This window comes from Dictyoglomus sp. SSW (genome assembly GCF_055181335.1).
Window position 1 is genome coordinate 988,040 of record NZ_CM143705.1, and the last position, 25,022, is coordinate 1,013,061.

Here is a 25,022-nt window from a genome sequence, read left to right on the forward strand (position 1 = left end):
GAATGTCTTTGGAGAGAAATTATAATCGTGGTTTATGGAAAAGATCTTTAATAAAATTTAAAAGGCATAAGACAGGAATAATAGGAGGTTTAATATTACTTATTTATATTATTACGGCTGTTTTTGCTCCATATATTGCAAAATTTGATCCCATTGCTCAAAATTTATCAGAAAGATTGCAACCACCATCATGGAAGCATATATTAGGTACTGATTATGCTGGAAGAGATATTTTTAGTAGGATCATATATGGAACAAGAATATCTATTACCATAGGGTTTGTGTCTGTTTTATTAGCTTTAATTTTTGGAACAATTTTAGGGGTTTCTTCTGGTTATTTTGGGGGATGGTGGGATATTCTGATTATGAGAATTATAGATATAATGCTTGCCTTTCCAACTATTCTTCTTGCTATTGGTATCGTGGCAGTTTTAGGTCCAAGACTTGAAAATGCAATGATAGCTGTTGGTATTGTTTCAATTCCACAATTTGCAAGAGTAGTTAGAGCAACAATTCTTTCTATAAAAGAGAAAGACTATATAAATTCTGCAAAGGCCTTAGGGATAGGAGAAATTAGGATAATTGTTAGACATATTCTTCCTAATGTATTAGCTCCAATTATTGTGCAGGCTACCTTAGGAATAGCTTCCGCTATATTAGAAGCTGCAGGTCTTTCTTTTCTTGGATTGGGGGCAAGGCCCCCTATTCCAGAGTGGGGTGCGATGTTAAGTGAATCAAGGCAATATTTAAGGTCAGCACCATGGACTGTAATTTTTCCTGGTCTTGCCATAATGTTTCTTGTTCTTGCTTTTAATTTGTTTGGAGATGCATTAAGAGATATATTTGATCCACGATCTTATAAATGGAAAGGAGGAACTTTTTAATGAATTATAAAGAAATACCTATTGGGATTCAAAAAAGGATAGCCCTAATTGCCCATGATAATAAGAAACAAGAATTATTAGAGTGGGCAAGATTTAATCAAGGAACATTATCAAAACATATATTATATGCTACAGGAACGACTGGTGAGATTTTAGAAAAAGAATTGGGTTTAAAGATTATAAGATTTTTTAGTGGACCTTTAGGGGGTGATCAACAGATTGGAGCAAAGATTGCAGAAGGTGAAATTGATTTTCTTATATTTTTCTGGGACCCTTTAGAACCATTGCCTCATGATCCTGATGTTAAAGCTCTTTTGAGGATAGCAGTAGTATGGAATATTCCTATAGCATCAAATAGATCTACAGCTGATTTTTTGATTTCCTCACCTCTTATGGATAGAGAATACAAAAGATTAGTGCCTGATTATACACATTATCTTACTAGAAAAATATAAGAAAGAAACTTGAAAGAATATAAAAACATTTTCTTTTCTTATCTATGAAGTTTTAGAATATTCCCTTGTCAGGTTGACATATTTCTTAGTAAGAAGTATAATCTTATTTGAAGCTTTTTTGGAAAGGGAGGTGGTGAGGAAAACCCATTTAACCATGATATTTAGATTTTTATGGAGTGATTTAGGAAAATTAGAGAGGAAGCTTTTTATCCCTTTTGGGATAAAAGAAGCTCTCTCTAAAATATTATATGATGGGAGGGTCGTATGAGTAGGAGGTTATTAGCAGTATTACTCACATTGTTTTTACTTTTAAGTGTTTCTTTTGCTCAAACAGCAAATTTTAAAGATGTTCCAAGTAATCACTGGGCAGCGTCTGCAGTAAAGTATCTAACAGATTTGGGGATTATTTCAGGTATAAGACCAGATACTTTTGGTGGTGATCTTTACGTTACAAGGTATCAGGTTGCAGTATTACTTTATAAATTAATTCAAGCTTTACAAGCTGGAAAAATAGCATTACCTACAGCAGATGTTGAAGAGCTAAAAGATCTTGTAAGTCAGCTTCAAGATGAATTAAATCTTATTGGAGCTAATGTTGAAGATTTGGTGTCTGCATTGCAAGATCTTGATACAAGAGTGTCAGATCTTGAGTCAGCAGTGCAAGAGAAGGTAAGTGTTGAAGATGTAGAAGCAATGATACAAGAATCACTTTCTGATGTTGTTTCAAGACTTGATGACGTAGAGAGTAGAATATCAGATCTTGAGTCAGCAGTGCAAGAGAAAGTAAGCGTTCAAGATGTAGAAGCAATGATACAAGAAGCTGTATTATCTATTGAAAAAGTAGAAGTTACTCCAGAGCAGATTGAAGCTGTAGTTGGAGATAAATTAGAAGAGGCTGTTAGTGAAAAAGTGGAAGAGAAAATTGGAGATCTTGAAAGTAGAGTATCAGATCTTGAGGGGTTTGTGACTGATCTTGACAGCAGATTAGCAGATGTAGAGACAGCGTTAGTAGATAAGCCATCTCTTGATGAAGTGCAAGCAATGATAGAGGAGAAGATAGCTGAGATTTCCGTACCAGATGTTGAGGAATTAACTGGTAGAGTATCAGATCTTGAGGGGTTTGTGACTGATCTTGACAGCAGATTAGCAGATGTAGAGACAGCGTTAGTAGATAAGCCATCTCTTGATGAAGTGCAAGCAATGATAGAGGAGAAGATAGCTGAGATTTCCGTACCAGATGTTGAGGAATTAACTGGTAGAGTATCAGATCTTGAGGATAGAGTATCCGCAGTAGAGACAAGACTTGATGATTTTGACTTTGCAATATCTGATTTAATGGGCACTATAGATGAAGTTAATGCTAATCTTGTAGATCTTTCTGATAGAGTAGAAGAAGTATTAGCATTAAAAGATAAATTGGATGAAATAATTAAAATGGTTGAAGCAATACCTGGTATTGAAGTTCCTGCTGAATTAGAAGATATCGAGAGTTTTGTTACAGATTTAGATGCTAAGGTTTCTGATCTTGCAGTAGCTATGGAAGATCTGAATACTCTTGCATCCGATTTACAATCTCAAATTGATGATATTAATGCAAGAGTAGATGAATTAATGGCATCCTTAGACAACATCAATTCCAGTATAGATGCATTATCTACCAGTGTTGACGATCTCTATGTATTGAATGATGGAGTTTCTACAAGACTTGACGAAGCAATAAATAGACTTTCTGACTTAGAGAGCAAAGTGGCTGATCTTGAGAACAAAGGTGTAAAACCATTCACATTAACATTAACATTTGGGGCAACATGGGACTTTGTAAATAAGACCATATCTACAACACCTGTATCTATAAGTAAAGTGGTATTAACTTTGAACAATTTAGATTTCGGTATCAATAAACTTGTTTTGACATATAACAATTCTGGATACTTTGCTATGGATGACTATGGTTTGGTAGGATTTGGTGCACCATTATCTGCATGTGTAAATGTTGCAGGAGTAAAAGTTTCTGTGGGTGCTGGTGCTAATGCTGTAGGTGGAAAAGTTTCTGGAAGTATGGGTAATATAAATTGGAATGTATATGGAATGTTGAGTATAGAATCTCAAGCATATGACTTTGGTCCAGTTGGAGCAGATATAAGTATGCCTGTTTCACAAGGGGTAACAGTGTTTGCAGATGCTTACTATAATGACGCATCTTTTGCAGGTCTTGCTGGTGTATCCCTTGATGGATTATTAAAAGATACATCTGTAACTTTAGAAGCTAAATATGTTGATAAAAAATTTGGAGCATATGCAGGAGTAAGTACAACATTGATGAAAGGCTTTGATGCTGGTGTATCAGTTGATATGGCTGATCTCTCAGATATTAGTATGAAAACTGTAACAGTAACAGTATTTGGATCATATAAAGTTAATGAGAGATTAACATTATCAGGATCAGTTACTAACAATTCTGGAATTAATAATGTATCTAAATTAAGTCTTGGAATAAGCTATGTTCCAGTAGATAATGTAAATCTTACACTTGGTGTTGAAAAAACTAACTTACCAGCATTTACAAGTAACCCATATCCAGATAGTGTAAACTTTGGAACAACAATTACATTCTAAAAAATAGAATCAGTGGGTGGGGATAATTATCCCCACCCTTTTTTTATTTATAAAAGAGATTTTATAAGTGTTTTTATTAATGGCAATAATTTAACAAAACTTTTTGAGGTAATGAGATTAGGGAATATTTTTATAATAGATGTTTGATAAGCGGTATCACCATATTTTTCCATTGTCTTTACAATTTTATCATTTTCTTTTAAAACTGACCATATTAGATTAAAATCATCGTCACATAAGGAATTTAAAAACTTTCTAGCAACTTTTGTAAAAGTTAATTCTTTTCCAAAGGATCTATGGGTTAATTTTGGATAATCTGATAAATATGCTTTATTATAATCTTCAAGATATTTTTTTATTTGATTAACTGCTATTTCAGCACCTTTTAATCCAAAGTATATACCACCACCTGTTGTTGATTTATTGTAACCTGCAGCATCTCCAACTATTAAGATATTTGGAGGAATAAATTCCTCATAAGGTCCAAAAATAGGAATTATTCCCCCATAAGCTTTTTCTATATATATTTTTTCAGATCTTTCCTTTAATTTATTCCTTATAAAATTATCAAGGAATACTTTAGGATTATATGAAGGATTTACAGCAACACCCAATTTGGCTATGTTTTTAAATGGTGAAATCCAAAGAAAAAAACCTTGTGAATAAGTACTTCCAAGATAAACTTCTACGCATTCTCTATCTAATGGATTTAATCCTGAAATCTCATATTGTAAAGATACTAAGTAAGGTCTTATTTTAAGTCCTATCTTTCTAAGAAATTGTCTTTTGGCACCTTCTGCTACTAATATAACCTTCGTGTTAATATATTTTGTTTTACCTTTTTCTTCTACTATCAAGGTAGAGTGATTTTCATAATGATTTACTCCTATTGCTTTTGAATTGAATGAGTAAGAACAGCCACTTTTTTCTGCTTTTTCTGCAATTATTTTATCAAATAAGATTCTATCCAAGATAAAAGAATCAGAGGAATCCTTTTTAAGTTTTAAATATTCTCCTGAAGGAGAAAAAAAGTATCCACCTTTTAGATTATTTACTATAGTTTCCTTAGGTAGATGAAATTCCTCAAAAGCATGGACACTTAATTTTCCAAGACAGTGTATTGGTTCTCCTATTTTGTCATGTTCTTCTAAGATTAGAGTTTTTATATTATTTTTTGCTGATAAATATCCAGCGTAACTTCCTACAGGACCTCCACCAATTATAACTAAATCCCATATCATAGAAAAACTTCTTCTTTTTCCTTATATAATTCCCATGCAATATAAAGTCTTTTTATTCCCTCTGCCATTTTTTCTGGAGATACTTGTGAAAATGATATTCTTGCAGTATTTTTCCCTCTTTTAGAGACGAAAAATTCTTCTCCAGGGACAAAACTGGTTTTTTGTTCTAAAGCAGTTTCTGCAAGCTTATATGCATCTACCCATTCAGGAAAAACAAGGAAAAAGAAGAAACCCCCTTGTGGAAAATTCCACTTTGCAATGTCTTTAAATTTTTCATCCAAGGCTTTCTTCAGTGAGTCTCTTTTAGTTCTATATGCAATTTTTAATTTTTCAATATGTTTTTCTAAATATCCTAACCTATAAAATTGATATATTAATTTTTGATTTAAAGTACCAGAACATAAATCTGTGCCTTCTTTAAGCCGTATAATCATTTGAGTAATTTCCTTTGGTGCAATTATGAATCCAGTTCTAAGTCCTGGAGAAAGTATTTTTGAGAAGCTCCCTATAGTTATGATTTTGTGGCTATCAGAGAAAGTAATTAATGGAGGATATGTTTCATGATCATAGGAAAGAAGACTATAGGCTAAATCTTCTACTATGTAAAAATTATATTTTTCAGATAGTTCTACTAGTTTCAATCTTCTCTTAATTTCAAGGCATGTCCCAGCAGGATTTGAAAAATCTGGTACCACATAAAGAACTTTAACAGAATCTTTCAGCTCTTTTAGTTTTTCTTCCAAGTAGTCTATATCAATTCCATATTCATCTTGAGGTATCCCTATTAGATTATCAGAGTACATACTCCAAGCTTGAATAGTACCTAAATAACCTGGTTCTTCAATTAGTGCTATATCACCATCATCGAGAAATAACTTTCCTAAGAGATCAAGTGCTTGTTGAGAGCCTTCGGTAAGTACTATATTGTCTGCAGGGATTGTCTTATCCCATCTCTTGAAAAGATTTTTACCTACTAATTCTCTTAGTTTTATATCTCCACAAGTTGATGTATATTGAAAGGCAAGGTTTCCTTCCGTTCTTAAAACCTCTTCATATGCATGTTTTAATTCTTCAACAGGAAAGAGATTATTATCAGGCAGACCACCAGCGAAAGAGATAGTTTCTGGGTCTTGAGCTAAAACAAATTTTGACATAGCATCGGAAGTTCTGTAGGATGCTCTTTTAGAGAAATTTCTCTTCCCCATTTTCGCCACTCTCCTAAATTTTTCCATAAAATTAGCATAATTATGCTAAAAGGTCAAGAGGTATTATTTTATTTCTTTAACACTTACTCTATCTACATATTTTAAAATTTCTTCTTTATCGTTCATATTAAGTTCTTCTTTTTTGACTTTTACATAACCTGTAGCACAGGCAATTTTCAATGAATATAGTGGATCATTAGTTTTTCTTAAACCATAAATAAAACCTGCAAGAAATGCATCTCCAGCTCCCCAGTGTATTCCATCTATTGGTGGTAAAAAGGAATGATATAGTTTGCTATCTATAGATATTACAGCTCCCTTTTTTCCAAGAGAAATTATTGGGTATTTTATTTGGAATTTTTCAATAAACTTAAAGGCTCTTATAATATCTCTTTTTGATTTGATGGTTTTATTCAAAATATCTTCCATTTCCTCTTTATTTGGTTTTATTATGTCAGGTTGGGCTTTAAGGGCTTCTATAAATTCTTTTCCTTTAGCATCTAATACTCTGATTATATTAATTCTTTCTGCTTCTTTAAATATTTTAAAATATATATCATATGGAATATTAGGTGGAATACTTCCTGAAACTATCAAGGTATCTGCATCTTTAATAATGATTCTATATATCTTAAAAAATTCTTCTATTTTATAGTCTGGAATTTCTGATCCTGCACCATTTAGAATAGTAAGCTCTTTTTTATATAAATTCTTTATTCCTATAGCGAATCTAGTGTTATTTTGTACTTCTACAAAATTGAAATCAATATCTCTTTTCTTTAATTCCTGTTTAAGTATTATTCCTGTATTTCCTCCACAAAAGCCAATAACTTTTAATTTTTCATTAAAAATTTTTAGGGTTTTAGCTACGTTTATACCTTTTCCACCTGGCATAATATATTCTCTGATAGATCTGTTAACTTTGTTTTTTAAAAATTTTTCTGTATAGAATATAACATCCAAACTGGGATTTAGATTTACTATTAAAATCATTATTTCCTCCAGCTTTAATTTTTCTTATGATTATATTATACTTAATTAACTATGAGTTTAAGAGTAGATGAAATTCTTATAAGAGCAGATGATCTAAAACAGAGGGGTAAACTTTATAAAGCTATTACCTTATATGAAACCCTTTATAATGAAGTAATTGATGAAAATCTTTTATATTGGTTGAGATTAACACTTGCTGATCTTTATTTTTGGGTTAAAGATTTTGATAAAGCAGAGAAACTTATTTTAGAAAATATAGAGTCTAATTCTAATGATTCATTTAATTATTACTATATGGGATTTATAATGATAGGAAGAGGAGATCTAATCAAGGCAGAAAAATATTTTGAGATTGCAATAAAATTAGACCCTGATAACTCCGAATACTTAAGAGGTTTAGCTTGGGTTGAGTTTTTGAAGGGCAATTATGAAGAAGCAGAAAATTTATTTAGAGAAGTGTTAAATAAGGACCCTGAAAATAGTGCAGCTTTGGATAATTTAATTGAACTTTTAATAAAAACTGGGAAGCTTGAAGAAGCAAAATTAGAGATAGAAAAATTTAGAGAAAAGGATCCTAAGGATTGGCAGATTCTTTACAGAGTCCAAGAATTAAGAAATAAACAAAGGGAAATTAAAAGAAACAGAGGGAAACTATGATATTCCCTCTGTTTCTGTAGTTTTTTGTAAGAATTTATCAATTTCACTACCATCAAGAGTTTCTTTCTCTATTAATATCTTAGACAATTCTTTTAATACATCTTCATGATCTTTTAATAATGATAATGCTCTATTATAAGCTTTGTCTACTATATTTTTTATTTCTTCATCTATTATTTTTGCAGTGTCCTCACTATAATTTTTGATCTGCATCAGGTCTTTTCCAAGAAATACTTCAGAATGATTTTCTCCAAGAGTTAAATTTCTTAATTTTTCACTCATACCATATTCACACACCATTTTCCTTGCAAGATCAGTGGCTCTTCTTAAATCATCTGCAGCACCGGATGTTGGTTGACCAAAGATAAGTTCTTCTGCTGCTCTTCCCCCAAGAAGTACTGCTATTTCAGCTTCTAATTCTTTTTTAGAGAGTAAATATCTGTCTTCTTCAGGAAGTTGCAAGGTATAGCCTAAAGCAAGTCCCCTTGGGATTATAGTCACTTTATGTACAGGAGTTGCTTCAGGAATTAATTTTGCTACTAAAGCATGTCCAAGTTCATGAAAAGCTACCATTTCCTTTTCTTGGGGTCTTAGTATTCTATTTTTTTTCTCTGGTCCTGCAATTACTTTCTCTATTGCTTCTTCAAATTCCTCCATATTTATCTCGTTTTTATTTTTTCTTGCAGCTAAAATAGCAGCTTCATTTACAAGATTTGCAATATCTGCTCCTACAAATCCTGGAGTACTTTTGGCGATTATATCTATATTAACATCTTTACCAATTGGTTTACCTCTCAGATGTACCTCTAATATCTTTTTTCTTCCCTCAAAATCTGGTCTATCTACAATCACACGCCTATCAAATCTTCCTGGTCTCAATAATGCTGGATCTAAGATATCAGGTCTATTAGTAGCAGCAAGTACAATCACATTAGTATTCTCATCAAATCCATCCATCTCTACTAAAAGCTGGTTTAATGTTTGTTCTCTTTCGTCATGGCCCCCACCAAGCCCTGCCCCACGATGTCTTCCTACTGCATCTAATTCGTCAATAAAAACTATAGATGGACTTAATTTTTTTGCTTGAGTAAATAGATCTCTAACCCTTGCTGCTCCTACACCTACAAACATCTCTACAAATTCTGATCCACTTATAGAGAAGAAAGGTACATTTGCTTCTCCTGCAACAGCTCTTGCCAAAAGAGTTTTCCCAGTGCCTGGAGGTCCTACTAGTAGTATTCCTCTTGGAATTTTAGCACCGAGTCTTCTATATTTTTGGGGATTCTTTAAAAAGTCTACTACTTCTCTTAATTCTTGTTTTGCCTCTTCCACGCCAGCAACATCAGCAAAAGTTACTTTAGGCTTATTATCTAAGAATAATCTTGCTCTGCTTCTTCCAAAAGAAAAGGCTTGACTATTACTTCCTTGTACTTGACGAAACATCATCCAAAAGAAAAATATAAGTATAAGATAAGGAGCAAATCCTAAGATGAAACTTATCCATAATGAAGTGTTATCTGGTGGTTTTACTTCTACCACAACATCATTTTTAATTAAAGTAGGAATTAAGTTAGCATCCTGAGTTGGTGAATAGGTTTTAAATCTTGATCCATCTCGAAATAGACCATTGATCTCTTTTTCTCCAATTTCTACTTTAAATACTTCCTTGTTTTCTACAAATTTTATAAATTCTGAATATGGAATCACTCTTTCCTTTGCAGAGTTATCAAGTATATTGGGATTAAGGAATGTAAAAATAAGAAAGCCTATAAAGAAAATAATTATTAATCTTGAGATTATATTTTTAAAGTTCAATTATTTAAACCTCCTTCTTTACCATTATATGTAATATTCTTTTTGTATTTTCAGTAATAGGCGCTATGTTACTTCTTGCTATTCCTACTACCCACAAAATTTCATTTTCCCAAAAAATAATTGGAATTTCAAGTCTTTTCCATTTAGGAATTTTTTTATCAATAAATAGATCTTGAAGCTTTTTGGATTTACCTTTTAGACCAAATGGTTTAATTTTATCTCCTTCTCTCCAGTTTCTAACTTTTAATTTATCTACTTCTATTTTATCATAGTCAAAATATACATGCCAAAGATCATTAAAATTTATAGACTCTTTATTATCTTCAATTATTTCAGTAATGATTTCGTAACCTGATGGAAGCTTTAAAGAACCAGGGATAGGTAATGTATATTCGTAGTTTTCTTCCAAGGTTTTCTTGATAAAATAGACAGTATTCTCGTGTTTATATATTTTAATAGTATTCATTGTAGCTATATTACCTGTTTTTCTTATTTTGGAAAGTTTATTCATTAAATATATTAAACCTTCAATTGTGATAATCTCACCCATGTTATTAAATATATTTTTTAAAATCCTTACTTTTATTGCGTCTGGAATATTGTTCCAGTCATTGTAATTTACTTCAAAACCATCCATATTACTTTTTATGTATTTGTTCGAATACTCCTTTGATATGTTTTTTATTAATTCTTGATCCCAATTTAGTATTATTTTTTGATTCATTAAACTTTGAGGAAATTGTTCTATGATATCTCTTAAAAATGGAATTAATTGATATCTTACTCTATTTCTTAGAGTAATTGGTAAATAATTTGTAAAATCTTCTTTGTACTTTATTTCTTTTTTGTTACAATACTCTGCCGTTTCTTTTTTGGTAAGAACCAAAATTGGTCTTATTATTTTATCTCTCTTTGGGGGTATACCAATAAGTCCTTCAAGCCCATATCCTCTTAGGAAATTCATAAGTATTGTCTCTATATTATCATCTAAGGTATGTCCAAGAGCTATTCTGGTAAATCCATTTTTTTGAGCAAATTCTTCTATTATTTTGTATCTTTCTTCTCTTAAGGTTTTTTCTGTAAGATTATCAGGATATATATTTAAAATAGTAAAAGGAATATTTTTCCTATCTGCATATTCCTTTATTAACGACTTTTCTTCTTCTGTATTTTGTCTTACATGATGATCAACATATAAAAGATGAATATTAGAATTATAATGAGGTGAGAGAGTGCTAAGTACTTCAGCTAATGCAAAAGAATCACTTCCTCCTGAAATACATATAAGAATAGAGTCCCTCTCATTAATGAGGGACTCAGTGTTAATAAAATTTAATACTTTTTTTTCTAAGTTCTCAATAAATTTATCTTTCACTTTTCATGGTGGCGGTGCAGGGATTCGAACCCTGGACACCACGGTTATGAACCGTGTGCTCTAACCGCTGAGCTACACCGCCGATATTCCTTGCTTTAAATTATAATAAAAAATTTTGTTTTAGACAATACTTTACTAATATAAAAACTTATGATACACTTTTTAACCAAAGAGAGGTATGAGGAATTACCGCCGGAGTGGCGGAATGGCAGACGCACTGGACTTAAAATCCAGTGGGGAGCAATCCCCGTGCCGGTTCGAGTCCGGCCTCCGGCACCAATCCTTAGCCCCTCTTTAAATTTTAAAAAAGAGGTGTTCATAATGTCAGATAAAATGTTTGACGAGGAAGTTATAATTTTAGAAGACGAGGATGGAAATACTTATGAGTATTTGATTAGAGATTTTGTGGAGGTAGATGATAAGACGTATGTTCTTCTAACACCAAAAGATGCGGAAGATATGGATGAAATTTATGTATATCGTTGCAGGCTTTCAGAAAAAGATGGTGAACTCTATATAGATGCTTTGGAAGAAATAGAAGATGATGATGAATTTGAAAAAGTTGTGGAAGCTCTGGAAGAAGAGGAAGAATGGGAAGACGAAGATTGGGAAGAAGAGGATTTGGAAGAAGAAGATTGAGAAAAAGGAGAAGAGGAATAGTAAATTAGAAAAAATTCTTATATTCTTTTCCTTTTCTCTAATTTTATTTTTATTATTTGTTTTTGTAATACTTTTCGTCCCAAAGTTTAAGACTAATAGTGATGTAGAAGTATATATTCAAGAGGGTTCCTCACTCTCCCAAGTAGCTGATATATTATATGAAAAAGGGATTATAAAATCTAAAGAAATATTTATATTGTATACAAAGCTTATTGGGAGAGAGAGGAACATTAAAAAAGGGTACTATAAATTATCTCCATCCTATTCACTTGTTCATGTGGTGAATAAATTAGTAAATGGAGAAAATTTAAGTATAAAGATAACAATACCTGAAGGAGTATCTTTAAAAGAGATAGGGGCAATTCTTGAAGAACGCTTAAATATTTCAAAAGATCTTTTTCTTAAATATTGTACTGATTCTAATTATGTTTCGTCTTTTTTAAAAGAGTATAAAGAATTTTTTGGGGGTAAAATACCCATGTCATTAGAAGGTTATTTATTTCCTTCTACTTATTTTTTACCAAAAGACATTAAAGAGAAAGAGATTATAGAAATTCTTTTGAAAGAATTTTTTAAGCAGATCCTATCTAATTTTCCTGATTATAAAGAAGATCTTAAAAAAATTGGTTTAAGTTTTAATGAATGGATAATATTGGCATCTATTGTGGAAAAAGAAGCCAAGATAGACAGAGAGAGACCTTTAATTGCTGGTGTCTTTATTAATCGTTTGAAGAAAGGATATATGCTTCAATCTTGTGCTACAGTAGAGTATTTATATGATTTTAAGAAAAATCCTCTTTTATACAAAGATCTGGAGATTGATTCTCCTTATAATACGTATAAATATTATGGTCTTCCTCCTACTCCTATTTGTTCTCCATCTTTAAAATCTTTGGAGGCAATATTACAACCTAAAGGAGATTATCTTTTTTTTGTTTCAAATAATGATGGAACTCATACCTTTTCGAAAACCTATGAAGAGCATTTAAAAGCTCAAGGTTATAAAAGGTGATTATGATGTGCAAAATTTTAAAACCAAATAGATATGTGGGAACAATATTTAAAATTAATTTTGAAGAATTATATAAATTAGGATACAGGGGTATTATTTTTGACCTTGATAATACTATTGTTCCTTGGGATGAAAACAAATTGGATGAGAGAACAAAAAAATTAATAGAAGATATCAAAAATTTAGGCTTTAAAGTTGTTATTTTATCAAATAATTGGTCTCAGAGAAGGGTAAAACATTTTTCTAAGCTTATACGGCTTCCTGCATTAGGATATGCATTAAAACCAAGAAGTAGATCTTTTAAAAGAGCTTTAGAGATAATGGGTACTACCCCCGAGACAACTTTGGTAATTGGTGATAGAATATTAACAGATATATATGGTGGTAATAAATTGGGGATGTTTACCATACTAGTATCTCCTTTAAATAAGAAAGAATTGTGGATTAAAAGATGGACTGTAAGGCTTATTGAAAATTATTTAATTAAGAGATGGTTGTCTAAAAAGGAGTTAATAAAGGAGGAGTAAGATGGATTCTCCTAATATTAATGAGAAACTTTTAGAGATTATTAGAGAGAGAAATCTTATCCCTAAGGGGTTATTAGATAACTTACTTTCTTCAGTAAAAGGTAAAGAACTACAAGAAATTCTTTTGGAAGAGGGATTAATATCGAAAGATAAACTTACTGATTTATTATCAGAAATTTTAGGGTGGAAAATTATTGAAGGAAAAGAATTTAAACCTGATGAAGACGCATTAAAGATTATTCCTCCTTTTTTAGTGAAATTTCATAATTTTATTCCTCTTAAATTAGAAGAAAGAATGCTTCATGTGGGTTTCTTCCCACCAGTAAAAGCTACAGCACTTGAGGATATAAGATTGCTTACAGGATTTTCAGTAGAACCTTATCTTTTAAAGGTTGTGGATAAGGAATCTTCAGAAGATATATTTGAGAAGAAAGAAATAGGTTCTACAACTTCAATTTTGACATCGTCAATGATTCCTAGAACTGATGTTTCTGAAACTAAGGTAAAGGAAGAATCAAAGATAGGTATAGAAACAATAAATGATATAGAAATTTCTAAGCTTGTAGAAGAATTAGTTCCTGAAGGTGGATTGTTAGAGAAGCTAAAGGGAGAGGATGTCAAGGAAGAGATTATTGAAGAGATGCCTTCTAAATCTGAGGAAGAAATACCTAAAGAAGATATTAAAGAGATTAATGTTAAAGAAGAATCAATAACTGATGTGCTCTCTGAGTTAGAAGGCATAGGAATTGTGGAAGAGATCAAAGAAGAGACTAAAGAAGAAAATATACAACAGGAAATTAAAGAGGAGTTAAAAACCGAGGAGAAAGAAGAGAGGAAAAAAGAAAAGGATCTTGCCAATAAGATAATTGAAAGTATTAAAAGTAGTTTAACCACTACTGAGAAAAAAACATTAAGGAAAACATCAACCCCTGCAAAAAGAAAGCCTCTTGGTGAGATATTATTAGAAAAGAATTTAATTACAAAAGAGCAATTAGATGAAGCTTTGATGCTTGCATCTAAAAAGGGTATAAGGCTTGGAGAAGCACTTTTAGAACTAAAGCTTCTAAGTGATATGGATCTTGCAAAGTTATTAAGTGAACAATTAGGGATTCCTTTTAAATCAATAAAGGAGATAAAAATTGATCCAGATCTATCAAAACTTATAACAGCTAAAAAAGCGAGAGATAATTTAATACTTCCTCTTTATAAGGAGGATGGGAGGATCATAGTAGGAATTGTAGATCCAGCAAATATAATAGCCCTCGATGATTTAAAAATGGTAACTAGAAATGAAGTTATACCAGTAATAGTACCACGAAATGAACTTATTGATGCTATTAATCAGATTTGGGGTAGTGAAGAGGTAGAGAAAGTACTTGAAGAGATTATAGTTCAGAAGGAAGAGGAAGAGACTCAATATCAAGAGGTTTCTTTAGAAGAAGTTTCATCTGAGGAAGGTCCTATAGCAAAGCTCGTAAATAGTATTTTAGTTGATGCAGTTAAAAGAGGAGCTAGTGATATCCATATAGAGCCTCTGGAAAGAAATGTAAGGGTAAGATTTAGAATAGATGGTGTATTACATGAAATTATGTATATTCAAAAAAGATTTCAGGCAGCTGTTGTTTCAAGAATAAAGATTATGAGTGATATGGATATTTCTGAGAGGAGAATACCTCAAGATGGACGTATTAAAGCAAATATAAAAGGAGAAGTGTATGATTTCCGTGTCTCTACATTACCTGGAGTTTTTGGTGAGAAGGTGGTATTGAGAATCTTAGGAAGAGGAGCTATATCTTTATCTCTTGAGAGTCTAGGTTTTTCTGAAGATAATTACGAAAGATATTTAAAAATGTTAAAGACACCATATGGTATTATACTTGTAACAGGTCCAACAGGAAGTGGTAAGTCCACAACCCTTTATGCATCTTTAAATATGATAAATTCTCCTGATATTAATATAGTAACAGTAGAAGATCCAGTGGAGTATCAGCTTCCAGGGATACATCAAGTGCAGGTGAACCCAAAAGCGGGTCTTACTTTTGCCAGTGCCTTGAGATCTATTTTACGTCAAGACCCAGATGTGGTGCTCGTAGGTGAGATTCGTGATGAAGAAACAGCAAGAATTGCTATACAGGCTGCTCTAACAGGACACTTAGTATTATCCACCCTTCACACCAACGATGCACCATCGGCTGTTACCCGTTTAATTGATATGGGTATCGAACCGTTCTTGATTAGTTCCTCTTTACTTGGAGCGGTAGCACAAAGATTGGTGAGGACAGTATGTCCTTATTGTAAGGCTCCTTATGAACCTACAAAGGAGGAAATAGAAGCTATAAAAGCAACCTTAGGAGACATAGATTTATCTAATGCTACTTTTTATAAAGGTCAGGGTTGCCCCAGATGTAACAACAAAGGTTATAAGGGAAGAACAGCTATTCATGAAATTATGCTTATGAATGATGAAATTAGAGATTTGGTATTAAAAAAGGCTTCTCGTGAGACTATAAAAGAGGCTGCAAGAAAATATGGAATGGTAACGTTAAGGGAAGATGGAATGCGTAAAGTTCTTAGAGGTTTTACTACTGTGGAAGAAGTTATGAGGGTCACAGCTGCAGATTAAGAGGGAGGTAATAAAAAATGAAAGAAAGTATTTCTATTATTGAAATACTACAAAATGCTTTACAGAAAGAAGCCTCAGATGTACATATAACTTCTGGAGTACCACCTGTTTTCCGTATTAAGGGGCATTTAATACCTCAAACTCAATATCCTGTTTTAACTCCCCAACTTACTTATAATCTTGTTTTTAGTCTTTTAACAGAAGAACAAAAGCAGAAGCTTCAAGAAAACAAAGAGTTGGATTTTTCAGTTGGTATAAGTGGTGAAGGAAGATTTAGAGTAAATGCTTTTTGGCAGAGGGGGAGCTTAGCTGCTGTATTTAGATTAATTCCTTGGAAGATTCCTTCTATTGAAGAACTTAGATTACCTTTAATTTTAAAAGATCTTGCAGCCCTTCCCAGAGGATTAATACTTGTAACGGGTCCAACAGGAAGTGGTAAATCTACTACTCTTGCTTCTATGATAGACTATATCAATTCAAATTTCAGCAGGCATATCATAACAATAGAAGATCCTATAGAGTATTTGCATACTCATAAAAAATCTATTGTGAATCAAAGAGAAGTAGGAAGTGATACCTATTCCTTTGCTAATGCTTTAAGATCAGCTTTAAGAGAAGATCCAGATGTCATATTAGTAGGTGAGATGAGGGATTTGGAAACCACAGCTATAGCTATCACAGCAGCAGAAACTGGTCACTTAGTTATGGCAACTTTACATACTGTTGATGCGGTTCAAAGTATTGAAAGAATAGTTGACCAGTTCCCTTCTCATCAACAACAACAAATAAGGCTTCAACTTTCTGGAGTTATTCAAGGAATTATCTCTCAACAGCTTCTCCCAAGAAAAGATGGTACTGGAAGAATAGTTGCTACTGAAGTACTTATTGGTATCCCTGCAGTGAGGAGTCTCATTAGAGAAGGAAAAACTCCTCAAATATATAGTGTAATACAAACAGGTGGAAGATATGGAATGATGACTATGGATCAAAGTCTCGCTGATCTTGTTAAAAAAGGTCTTATAACTCAAGAAGTAGCCTTTGAAAGGGCTGTTAATAGAGAGGAATTAATGCGTCTTTTGGGGGGAGAAATTAGGAGGTGAGGGGTAGATGGCAAAGGTATATGTTTATCATGCAAGAAATATGAAGGGAGAGCTTGTAACTGGAGAATCAGAAGCAGAAAGTATGAGAGAATTAGCTATGAAATTGAGAGGAATGAATTTATATCCTATTAGGATTGAAGAAAAAAGAACATCCTCCTTTTTAACTCTTTCCCTAACTTCTCCAAAAGAAAAAAAAGGAGGAAAAGTAAAACTAAAAGATATTACAATCTTTACTCGACAATTTGCTACCATGATTAATGCAGGTCTTTCTCTTTCTACTTGTTTGAATATATTATCAGAACAAAGTGAAAGTAAAGCTTTGAGACAAATACTAAAAGAAGTACAAAAAATGGTAGACGAAGGAAGTTCTTTATCTGATGCCTTTGGGAATTTTCCAAATGTATTTTCTCCACTTTATGTAAATATGATAAGAGCTGCAGAATCAGCTGGAACATTAGATGAGACCTTAGAAAGATTGGCAATAACCTTAGAAAAGCAGCAAGAATTAAGAAGAAAGATAAAATCAGCTATGACCTATCCTGTTATTGTATTAATAATAGCTATAGGGGCAGGGTTTGGAATGCTTACTTTTTTGGTGCCTATTTTTGCTGGTATGTTTGAAAGTATGGGTGCACAGTTGCCCTTACCTACAGCTGTATTACTTAGATTAAGCCAAATGATAAGGAAAAATTTCTTGCTTATTTTCTTGGCAACTGTGATTTTAGTTTTGACAGCTATTAGGGCATGGAAAAATCCTAAAATAAAAGAAAAAATAGATGAAATATTATTAAAAATACCTGTGTTAGGCGGTTTAATACAAAAAACAGCAATAGCTAATTTTGCAACTACCCTCTCTGCCCAAGTAAGAACAGGGGTTCCCATACTACAAGCTCTTCAATTAGCAGGACAAACAGCAGGAAATAGTGTCTATAGGAAAGCCATTGATTTAGTTAGAGTAAGGGTAAGAGAAGGTGAGAGAATAGCTCCTGTTCTTAAAGAGACAAAAGTGTTTCCAACAATGGTAATACATATGATCTCAGTGGGAGAAGAATCGGGTTCCTTAGAGACTATGTTGAATAAGATAGCTGAATTTTACGAGGCTGAAGTTGCTGCTGCTGTTGAAAGTTTAACATCTTTAATTGAGCCTCTCATGATGGTAGTTATAGGTGGAATAGTAGGTGGTATGCTTATAGCTTTGTATCTACCTATATTTACCATGTTCCAATACATAAAATGAAGAATTCTGCTATTATACTCTGGGAAAGATATAAAAAGGAAAAGGATGAAAAGGCTTTAGAAGCTCTTCTTGAACTATATGATGATCTCATTTATTACTGGGCATCTAAGTTTGTATCTTATGGTGAACCATTAGAGGATTTAGTGCAGATAGGCTATTTAGGATTTCTTAAAGCTATAGAGAATTATGATCCAGAAAAAGGTGAATTATCTACCTATATATCCCATTTTGTATTGGGTGAAATTAGACATTATTTAAGAGATAAAATAGATAAGGTAAAAATTCCAAGGAGCGTAAAAACATTAATCAATAAAATGGATAAGTATATAAATGAGGTATGGGAAAAGGAAAATAGATCTCCTACTACGGAAGAAATAGCTCAGTATTTGAATGTAAAAAAAGAAGCTGTTGAGGAACTTTTTAGGATAAAAGAATCTATAATGGCCATATCTTTGGAAGATATGGAAATTGAAATGGATAAGATTAGGGCAGAAAAATTAGAATCTTTTAAATTACCTATAGAGGATAAAATTGCTCTTGAACAGGCTCTCTCAAAACTTCCAGAGATACAAAGAAAAATTATTGAGTTTATATTCTATCAAGATTTAACTCAAATGGAAGTAGCAAAGATTTTAAAAATATCTCAGTCTCAAGTTTCAAGGCTTTTGAAGATAGCTTTAAAAAGATTAAGAGAAATGTTTTAAATTTTTTAAAGTAAATTTATGCATAATTTATAAATAGAGTAGGGTATAATCTATAGTGAAAGTAAAATTGGGGGAAGGAGGACATTAATATGCGTAAAGAGAGAGGTTTTACATTAATTGAGTTGATGGTGGTTATTGTGATCATTGCCATTTTAGCCGCGGTAGCATTACCAAACTTTATGGGAGCAACAGAAAGGGCAAGGGAGTCTGCAGTAAGATCTGCAGTAAAAAGTATTCAAACAGCTCTTGAAATATATGCAACAGACAACAATGGTTATTATCCTGCCTATATTTATTCATTAACACAAGGGAATTACTTACCAGGTGGAAAGTTTCCAAACAATCCAGCAACAAATGCACCTTATGGCTTTACATCAAATAGCAATGATAGTGGTGAGTCTGCATACAAGATTGTTTATTCTGTTTCTACTGATAATACATCCTATACTATCACAGGATATGGTAAAAATAATACTAAGATTGTAATACAAGTCTCAAGTGCTGGTACTATGAAGTAGACTTAATTGTTTAAAAATCAATAATTACAAAGGGGGAACAGTCCTTTATATATGGTTCCCCCTTTATTTTTTATTTGTAATAATATTAAAAATATTGTTAAAAAAACTTATTTTTTATGAATAAAAAAATTTTTTTAGGGTATAATATTTGTTAGAAAGACTAATTAAAAAGGAGGTTAGATTATGCGTAAAGAGAGAGGTTTTACATTAATTGAGTTGATGGTAGTTATTGTGATCATTGCCATTTTAGCCGCGGTAGCATTACCAAACTTTATGGGAGCAACAGAAAGAGCAAGAGAGTCTGCAGTAAGATCTGCAGTAAAAACTATTCAAACAGCTCTTGAGATGTATGCGACAGACAACAATGGTTATTATCCTTCTTTTGTTTACTCTCTAACACAAGGTAACTACTTACCAGGTGGAAAATTCCCAAACAATCCAGCAACAAATCAGCCTTATAATTTCACAGAAAGTAGCAATGATAGTGGAGAGTCTGCATACAAGATTGTTTATTCTGTTACTTCTGATAATACAGCTTATACTATCACAGGATATGGTAAAGATAATACTAAGGTTGTAATATCAGTCTCAAGTGCTGGTACAATTAAGTAAAAATATTGGCTGATATAATCTTTAAAGGGGGCAAGATATCATATCTTGCCCCCTTTTTTTAACTTTAAAAGAGGTGAAGAACTATCATGAGAAAAGATAGGGGATTTACTCTTATTGAGATTATGATAGTTATTGTTGTCATAGCTATACTTTTTAGTGTAGGAATAGGAAGTTATTACAGGGCTTTGGAAAAGACAAGAGAAAGTGTGGCAACTCAAGCATTAAAAGTAATTCAAATGTCCTTAGAAATGTATGCTACGGAAAATGAAGGGAGTTATCCTTTGGCAAGTGGATTAAACGAGTTAAGAGAAAAAATAAAAAAATTTCTTCCTGGAGGAAATCTTCCAGCAAATCCTTATAATGATCAACCTTATTCTGATGAAAACAACAGCTATTATAGAATTACCTATACATACGATCCTTTGGAAAATGCCTATACATTAACGGTATGGGACAGGTATAATATAAAGAGGCTTATATTGCTCTCAAATAAAATTGTGATAAAAGGGGGTAACTGAGATGGAGGACCGTTGGAAAAAACTATGGGAAAATTTAAAACCACAAATATCAGATCTTGCTCAAAAGGCAGGAGAGGTAGCTAAAAAAGCAGGAGATACAATATCAGATATGGCAAAGACCCTGGGAAAGGAATCAGCAAAGCTTGCTAAGATTGGTAAATTGAAGGCGGAAATAGTCTCTCTCGAATTAAATAGGAATGATATTTTTAGAAAGCTTGGGGAAAGACTTTATGATCTTCACAAAAAGGGAGAAGAGATTAAAAATGATAAATTTGAGGATCTTTTAAAAGAGGTTGAAAAAATTGAAAGTACCATAATTGAGAAGCAAAAGGAAATCAAGAAAATTGCCGAAGAAGAAAAACTTGAGCCTGAAGATGTGGAAAAAATTCCTACATTAAAAGATGAAGAAAAGAAAGATTAAAGATCTTCCCCCATTGGAAAGACCGAGAGAAAGGTTATTAAACTATGGCGAGAAAGCTCTTTCGGATGCAGAACTTCTTGCCATTATATTGAGGACAGGGGATAAGAATAATACAGTATATGAGCTATCTCAGAAACTTTTAATTGATTTTGGAAATTTAAAAAAGATTTCAGAGGTTGGAATAGGAGAGTTAATAAAATATCCTGGAGTTGGTATTACAAAGGCTATTCAAATAAAGGCGAGTATAGAGCTTGGAAGAAGGATATATTCAGAGAAGAAGAACTTTTTTAATGAAAGTATAACTAAACCTGAAGATGCCTTTAATCTCTTTAAAAATGATTTTTGGGATTTAAAAGAGGAGCATCTTTTTTGTGCATATTTGGATGTTAAAAATCGTTGTCTTAATAAAATATTGATTGCAAAAGGTAATCTGAATTTGGTATATGCAACTCCGAGAGAAATATTAAAATATGCTCTTCAGGAAAATTCGGCCAAAATTATATTAGCTCATAATCATCCCTCTGGTGATATTTCTCCCAGTGAAGATGATATAATTTTTACAAAAAGGATTGCTGAGGCGGGAAAAATTATTGGACTTGAGATTTTAGATCACCTTATAATATACAATGATAGCTATTTAAGCTTAAAAGCCAAAAATTATTTCTAATATCATGGAGCAAAAATCTCTTTGGGATCTATTTCAAGAGGATAAGAGAAAAACCATAGAAGATAGAATTCTTTTAATTGATGCTTCAAGTATCATTTATAGGGTTTATTATGCTCTACCTCCTTTAAAAACAAAAAATGGAGAAATTACTAATGCTCTCTATGGTTTTATAAGGATTCTTTTAAAAGCTGTTGAGGATTTTAAGCCAAATCTTATTGGTATAGCTTTTGATAGACCAGAGCCAACTTTTAGGCATTTTATTTATAAAGAGTATAAAGCTAAAAGACCCCCTATGAAGGACGATTTGAAAGCACAAATTCCGTGGATTAGAGAATTTTTGAGAATTAATAATCTACCAATTTTAGAAGAGCCTGGATACGAAGCTGATGATGTTATAGCTACAATTGTAAAGAGAAATGAAAGATCTTTGAAATATATTTTATCTGGAGATTTGGACCTAATTCAGTTGATTTCTGATAATTGTTATCTTATTCACCCCCAGAAGGGTATAACAGAATTTATCATATATGATCCTCAAAAAGTTAAAGAGAGATATGGAATTGAGCCATATAAAATACCTTTGTATAAAGTTCTTGTAGGAGATGAATCGGATAATATTCCGGGATTGCCAGGGATAGGACCTAAAAAGGCCACAAAAATTTTAGAAAAGATTTCAAATATAGAAGAACTAAAAATAAATTTACCTATGATTGATAGCGATATTAGGAGGGTATTAGAGGATAATTGGGAACTTATTGAAAGGAACATGGAGCTTGTTACTCTTAAAGATATTGGTAAAAATTTTGAACTTAAACCTTTTGAAATAAAAAGGGAAGAGAAAGTAGTTGAGTTTCTTAAAAAGTATGAGTTAAAAAGTATTATTCAAAAGTTATTTCCAGATCTTCAAGATGAAGAGAATATAGAATTTAAGGATATAGATTTTGATTTAGAGGATATTGCTAAAAGAGAGAAGAAAATTGCTTTTAAATGTCTTGGGGAAAAAGCTTTAGAAGGTATATCCATATCTTTTAGAGAGGGGGAAGGGTATTTTATAACATCTTTTGATTTTAATAATGATATAAGATCTAAATTTGAAAAAGTTCTTATATCAAATGAGGTAGAAAAAATAGGCTCGTATGTTCAGAGAGATCTGCATTTTTTTGAAGGTAATATATCAGGTAATGTTTTTGATGTGAGTATTGCATCTTATCTTTTAAATCCTGAGAGACAAAATCATTCTTTAGATATTCTTATAGGAGAGTATCTTGGTAAAACTAATTTTATCCCTCAAAAATTTGCAGGATATTTATTTGATCTAAAGAGGATCCTTGAAAAAAGAATTGAAGAGGAAGAATTGGAGAAGGTGTTATATGAAATTGAAATTCCTTTGATTCCCGTTTTACATTCTATGGAAAGATGGGGAATAAAGGTTGATATAGATTATTTAAGAAGGCTTTCTGAAGAGTTCTGTGGGAGAATTAAAAAGATAGAAGAGGATATTTATTCATTGGCAGGAATGAGATTTAATCTTAATTCTCCCAAACAGCTTTCTGGAGTTTTATTTGATAGGTTAAAGCTTCCTACGGGAAAGAAAGGTAAGAAAGGATATTCAACCTCTTCTTCTATTCTCCAGAATTTGATAAATACTCATCCTATCGTGAGGAAAATTTTAGAATATAGAGAATTATACAAATTAAAAAGCACTTATATAGATACTATCCCCAATCTGGTTAATCCTATAACAGGTAGGGTTCATACTAAATTTAATCCAACAGGTACTGCTACGGGTAGAATAAGTAGTAGTGAGCCTAATCTTCAAAATATTCCAGTAAAGAGCGAAGAAGGAAGAAAAATTAGATCAGCTTTTATTTCTGAAGAAGGATATTACTTTGTTTCTTTAGATTATTCTCAAATAGAACTTCGCATTATGGCCCATTTATCTCAAGAACCTAAGTTAATATCCTCATTTCAAAAAGGGGAAGATATTCATAGGAAAACTGCTTCTGAAATATTTGGTGTGCCAGAGGATAAGGTAGATGATCTTTTAAGATCACGTGCTAAAGCTGTAAATTTTGGAGTTATATATGGTATTTCTGCTTTTGGATTATCAGAAACAGCCGGAATTCTCCCTGAAGAGGCCGAAAAATTTATAGATACATATTTTAAACATTATCCTTATGTAAAAAGATATATAGATAAGGTTCTTTATGAGGCGAGAGAAAAGGCTTATGTTAAAACCATTTTTGGAAGAAAAAGATATATTCCTGAAATTAAAAGTATAAATAAGCAGGTAAGAAGTCTTTATGAAAGAATTGCTATTAATGCTCCTATACAGGGCACTGCTGCTGATATAATTAAACTTGCCATGATTGATATTTTTAATGAAATAAAGCAAAGGAATTATAAATCAAGACTCATCCTTCAGATTCATGATGAGTTGATTTTAGAGGTACCTGAAGATGAGATGGAAATAGTGCCTAAGATGGCTAAAGAAAAAATGGAGAATATAGTTAAGCTCCTGGTTCCTCTTGTGGTGGAAATTTCAGTTGGTAAAAACCTTGCTGAATTAAAATGAGTTATAAGATTGGAATTACAGGAGGAATTGCATCTGGTAAATCTTTAGTCCTTGGAATTTTGAGGGATTTAGGTATTCCTGTTATTAGTGCTGATGATATTGTGAAAGATCTCCAAAAAGATCCATATTATCTTGAAAAAATAAGAGTGACTTTTGGAAATGAAGTTTTTGAAGGTGAAAATTTAAATAGAAAAAAACTTGCTGATATTATCTTTAATGATGAATCTGCAAGATTAAAATTAAACAGTATATTTCATCCCCCTGTATTAAAAGAGATTATAAAGAAAATGGAAGAATTAAAAGAGAAACCAATAATTGCTGTAGAAGTTCCTTTACTTTTTGAGGTGGGTATAGAGAATTGGTTTAATGAAATATGGGTAGTTTATGTGCCTCTTGATATCCAAATACAAAGGATCATAGATAGAGATAGGATATCGTGGGAGGAAGCTATAAAAAGAATAAAATCTCAGATGCCTTTAGAAGAAAAAATTAAAAAAGCTCATTTCATTGTTTATAATGATAAAGATAAGGAATATACTAAAAAGCAGGTTTTGGATAGAATTTCATACTTATATAGGATGTTATATAATAAGAATTTGGAGTAAAT

At 32.0% G+C, this 25,022-nt stretch carries 23 protein-coding genes and 2 tRNA genes; 19 read left to right on the top strand and 6 right to left on the bottom strand.

Annotation, left to right across the window (positions count from 1 at the left end):
• Positions 1-2: 2 nt before the first annotated feature.
• The 3 genes from nikC to ACY3JM_RS04630 all read left to right on the top strand — a co-directional run bounded on the left by nikC (position 3) and on the right by ACY3JM_RS04630 (position 3,955).
• Positions 3-884: a nickel transporter permease gene (nikC, locus tag ACY3JM_RS04620; protein ID WP_463111078.1), complete on the top strand. Its 882-nt coding sequence runs from the start codon at positions 3-5 to the stop codon at positions 882-884.
• Positions 884-1,339, top strand: a complete 456-nt coding sequence (locus ACY3JM_RS04625) for a methylglyoxal synthase (RefSeq protein ID WP_463082359.1) — start codon at positions 884-886, stop codon at positions 1,337-1,339. Before nikC ends, ACY3JM_RS04625 begins: the two co-directional genes overlap by 1 nt.
• A gap of 264 nt (positions 1,340-1,603) precedes the next feature.
• Complete coding sequence (locus ACY3JM_RS04630) at positions 1,604-3,955, top strand: S-layer homology domain-containing protein (protein ID WP_463111079.1); 2,352 nt, start codon at positions 1,604-1,606, stop codon at positions 3,953-3,955.
• Positions 3,956-4,002: 47 nt separating this feature from the next.
• On the opposite strand, the gene ACY3JM_RS04635 is transcribed toward ACY3JM_RS04630, so the two are convergent.
• From ACY3JM_RS04635 to ACY3JM_RS04645, 3 genes are all read right to left on the bottom strand, one after another.
• On the bottom strand, positions 4,003-5,196 hold the full coding sequence (locus ACY3JM_RS04635; RefSeq protein ID WP_463111080.1) for a geranylgeranyl reductase family protein: 1,194 nt from the start codon (positions 5,194-5,196) through the stop codon (positions 4,003-4,005).
• Positions 5,193-6,401, bottom strand: coding sequence for an aminotransferase-like domain-containing protein (locus ACY3JM_RS04640; RefSeq protein WP_463082356.1), 1,209 nt, complete (start codon positions 6,399-6,401; stop codon positions 5,193-5,195). The genes ACY3JM_RS04635 and ACY3JM_RS04640 overlap by 4 nt, the downstream gene beginning before the upstream one ends.
• Positions 6,402-6,464: 63 nt before the next feature.
• Entirely contained in the window at positions 6,465-7,394 is a 930-nt protein-coding gene (locus tag ACY3JM_RS04645) for a 1-phosphofructokinase family hexose kinase (protein ID WP_463082355.1), read from the bottom strand.
• 51 nt (positions 7,395-7,445) lie between these two features.
• On the opposite strand from ACY3JM_RS04645, the gene ACY3JM_RS04650 reads away from it, so the two are divergent.
• Positions 7,446-8,051, top strand: coding sequence for a tetratricopeptide repeat protein (locus tag ACY3JM_RS04650; RefSeq protein WP_463111081.1), 606 nt, complete (start codon positions 7,446-7,448; stop codon positions 8,049-8,051).
• On the opposite strand, the gene ftsH is transcribed toward ACY3JM_RS04650, so the two are convergent.
• The 3 genes from ftsH to ACY3JM_RS04665 all read right to left on the bottom strand — a co-directional run bounded on the left by ftsH (position 8,046) and on the right by ACY3JM_RS04665 (position 11,323).
• Entirely contained in the window at positions 8,046-9,866 is a 1,821-nt protein-coding gene (ftsH, locus tag ACY3JM_RS04655) for an ATP-dependent zinc metalloprotease FtsH (protein ID WP_463111082.1), read from the bottom strand. The genes ACY3JM_RS04650 and ftsH overlap by 6 nt on opposite strands.
• Before the next feature lie 4 nt (positions 9,867-9,870).
• A complete protein-coding gene (gene tilS, locus ACY3JM_RS04660; RefSeq protein WP_463082352.1) occupies positions 9,871-11,241 on the bottom strand; it encodes a tRNA lysidine(34) synthetase TilS in 1,371 nt (456 codons plus the stop codon).
• A gap of 6 nt (positions 11,242-11,247) precedes the next feature.
• Positions 11,248-11,323 (bottom strand) — tRNA-Met (locus ACY3JM_RS04665).
• A 109-nt stretch (positions 11,324-11,432) separates the two neighbouring features.
• Here ACY3JM_RS04665 and ACY3JM_RS04670 point away from each other — a divergent pair.
• The 15 genes from ACY3JM_RS04670 (at position 11,433) to coaE (ending at position 25,020) form a co-directional block, all read left to right on the top strand.
• Positions 11,433-11,520 (top strand) — tRNA-Leu (locus ACY3JM_RS04670).
• Between the two features lie 42 nt (positions 11,521-11,562).
• Positions 11,563-11,880 (top strand): DUF1292 domain-containing protein, encoded by a 318-nt coding sequence (locus ACY3JM_RS04675; RefSeq protein WP_463082351.1) that lies wholly within the window; start codon positions 11,563-11,565, stop codon positions 11,878-11,880.
• Complete coding sequence (gene mltG, locus ACY3JM_RS04680; protein WP_463111802.1) at positions 11,789-12,913, top strand: endolytic transglycosylase MltG; 1,125 nt, start codon at positions 11,789-11,791, stop codon at positions 12,911-12,913. The genes ACY3JM_RS04675 and mltG overlap by 92 nt, the downstream gene beginning before the upstream one ends.
• A 2-nt stretch (positions 12,914-12,915) precedes the next feature.
• Positions 12,916-13,440: a YqeG family HAD IIIA-type phosphatase gene (locus ACY3JM_RS04685; protein ID WP_463082349.1), complete on the top strand. Its 525-nt coding sequence runs from the start codon at positions 12,916-12,918 to the stop codon at positions 13,438-13,440.
• Position 13,441: 1 nt separating this feature from the next.
• Positions 13,442-16,063 (top strand): type II secretion system ATPase GspE, encoded by a 2,622-nt coding sequence (gspE, locus tag ACY3JM_RS04690; RefSeq protein WP_463111083.1) that lies wholly within the window; start codon positions 13,442-13,444, stop codon positions 16,061-16,063.
• 29 nt (positions 16,064-16,092) lie between these two features.
• Positions 16,093-17,163 (top strand): type IV pilus twitching motility protein PilT, encoded by a 1,071-nt coding sequence (locus tag ACY3JM_RS04695; RefSeq protein ID WP_463092586.1) that lies wholly within the window; start codon positions 16,093-16,095, stop codon positions 17,161-17,163.
• Between the two features lie 7 nt (positions 17,164-17,170).
• On the top strand, positions 17,171-18,400 hold the full coding sequence (locus tag ACY3JM_RS04700; protein WP_463082347.1) for a type II secretion system F family protein: 1,230 nt from the start codon (positions 17,171-17,173) through the stop codon (positions 18,398-18,400).
• Positions 18,397-19,104, top strand: coding sequence for a sigma-70 family RNA polymerase sigma factor (locus ACY3JM_RS04705; protein ID WP_463082346.1), 708 nt, complete (start codon positions 18,397-18,399; stop codon positions 19,102-19,104). The genes ACY3JM_RS04700 and ACY3JM_RS04705 overlap by 4 nt, the downstream gene beginning before the upstream one ends.
• Before the next feature lie 89 nt (positions 19,105-19,193).
• Complete coding sequence (locus ACY3JM_RS04710; RefSeq protein WP_463082345.1) at positions 19,194-19,622, top strand: type II secretion system protein; 429 nt, start codon at positions 19,194-19,196, stop codon at positions 19,620-19,622.
• A gap of 183 nt (positions 19,623-19,805) precedes the next feature.
• Complete coding sequence (locus tag ACY3JM_RS04715) at positions 19,806-20,234, top strand: type II secretion system protein (protein ID WP_463082344.1); 429 nt, start codon at positions 19,806-19,808, stop codon at positions 20,232-20,234.
• Positions 20,235-20,320: 86 nt separating this feature from the next.
• Positions 20,321-20,752, top strand: a complete 432-nt coding sequence (locus tag ACY3JM_RS04720; protein ID WP_463082343.1) for a prepilin-type N-terminal cleavage/methylation domain-containing protein — start codon at positions 20,321-20,323, stop codon at positions 20,750-20,752.
• 1 nt (position 20,753) lies between these two features.
• On the top strand, positions 20,754-21,173 hold the full coding sequence (locus tag ACY3JM_RS04725; RefSeq protein ID WP_463082342.1) for a DUF47 family protein: 420 nt from the start codon (positions 20,754-20,756) through the stop codon (positions 21,171-21,173).
• Positions 21,154-21,840 carry a RadC family protein gene (radC, locus tag ACY3JM_RS04730; protein WP_463111084.1) on the top strand — a complete coding sequence of 229 codons (687 nt, stop codon included), beginning with the start codon at positions 21,154-21,156 and terminating at the stop codon, positions 21,838-21,840. Before ACY3JM_RS04725 ends, radC begins: the two co-directional genes overlap by 20 nt.
• A 4-nt stretch (positions 21,841-21,844) precedes the next feature.
• Positions 21,845-24,415: a DNA polymerase I gene (gene polA / locus ACY3JM_RS04735; RefSeq protein ID WP_463082340.1), complete on the top strand. Its 2,571-nt coding sequence runs from the start codon at positions 21,845-21,847 to the stop codon at positions 24,413-24,415.
• A complete protein-coding gene (coaE, locus tag ACY3JM_RS04740; protein WP_463111085.1) occupies positions 24,412-25,020 on the top strand; it encodes a dephospho-CoA kinase in 609 nt (202 codons plus the stop codon). The genes polA and coaE overlap by 4 nt, the downstream gene beginning before the upstream one ends.
• Positions 25,021-25,022 lie beyond the last annotated feature (2 nt).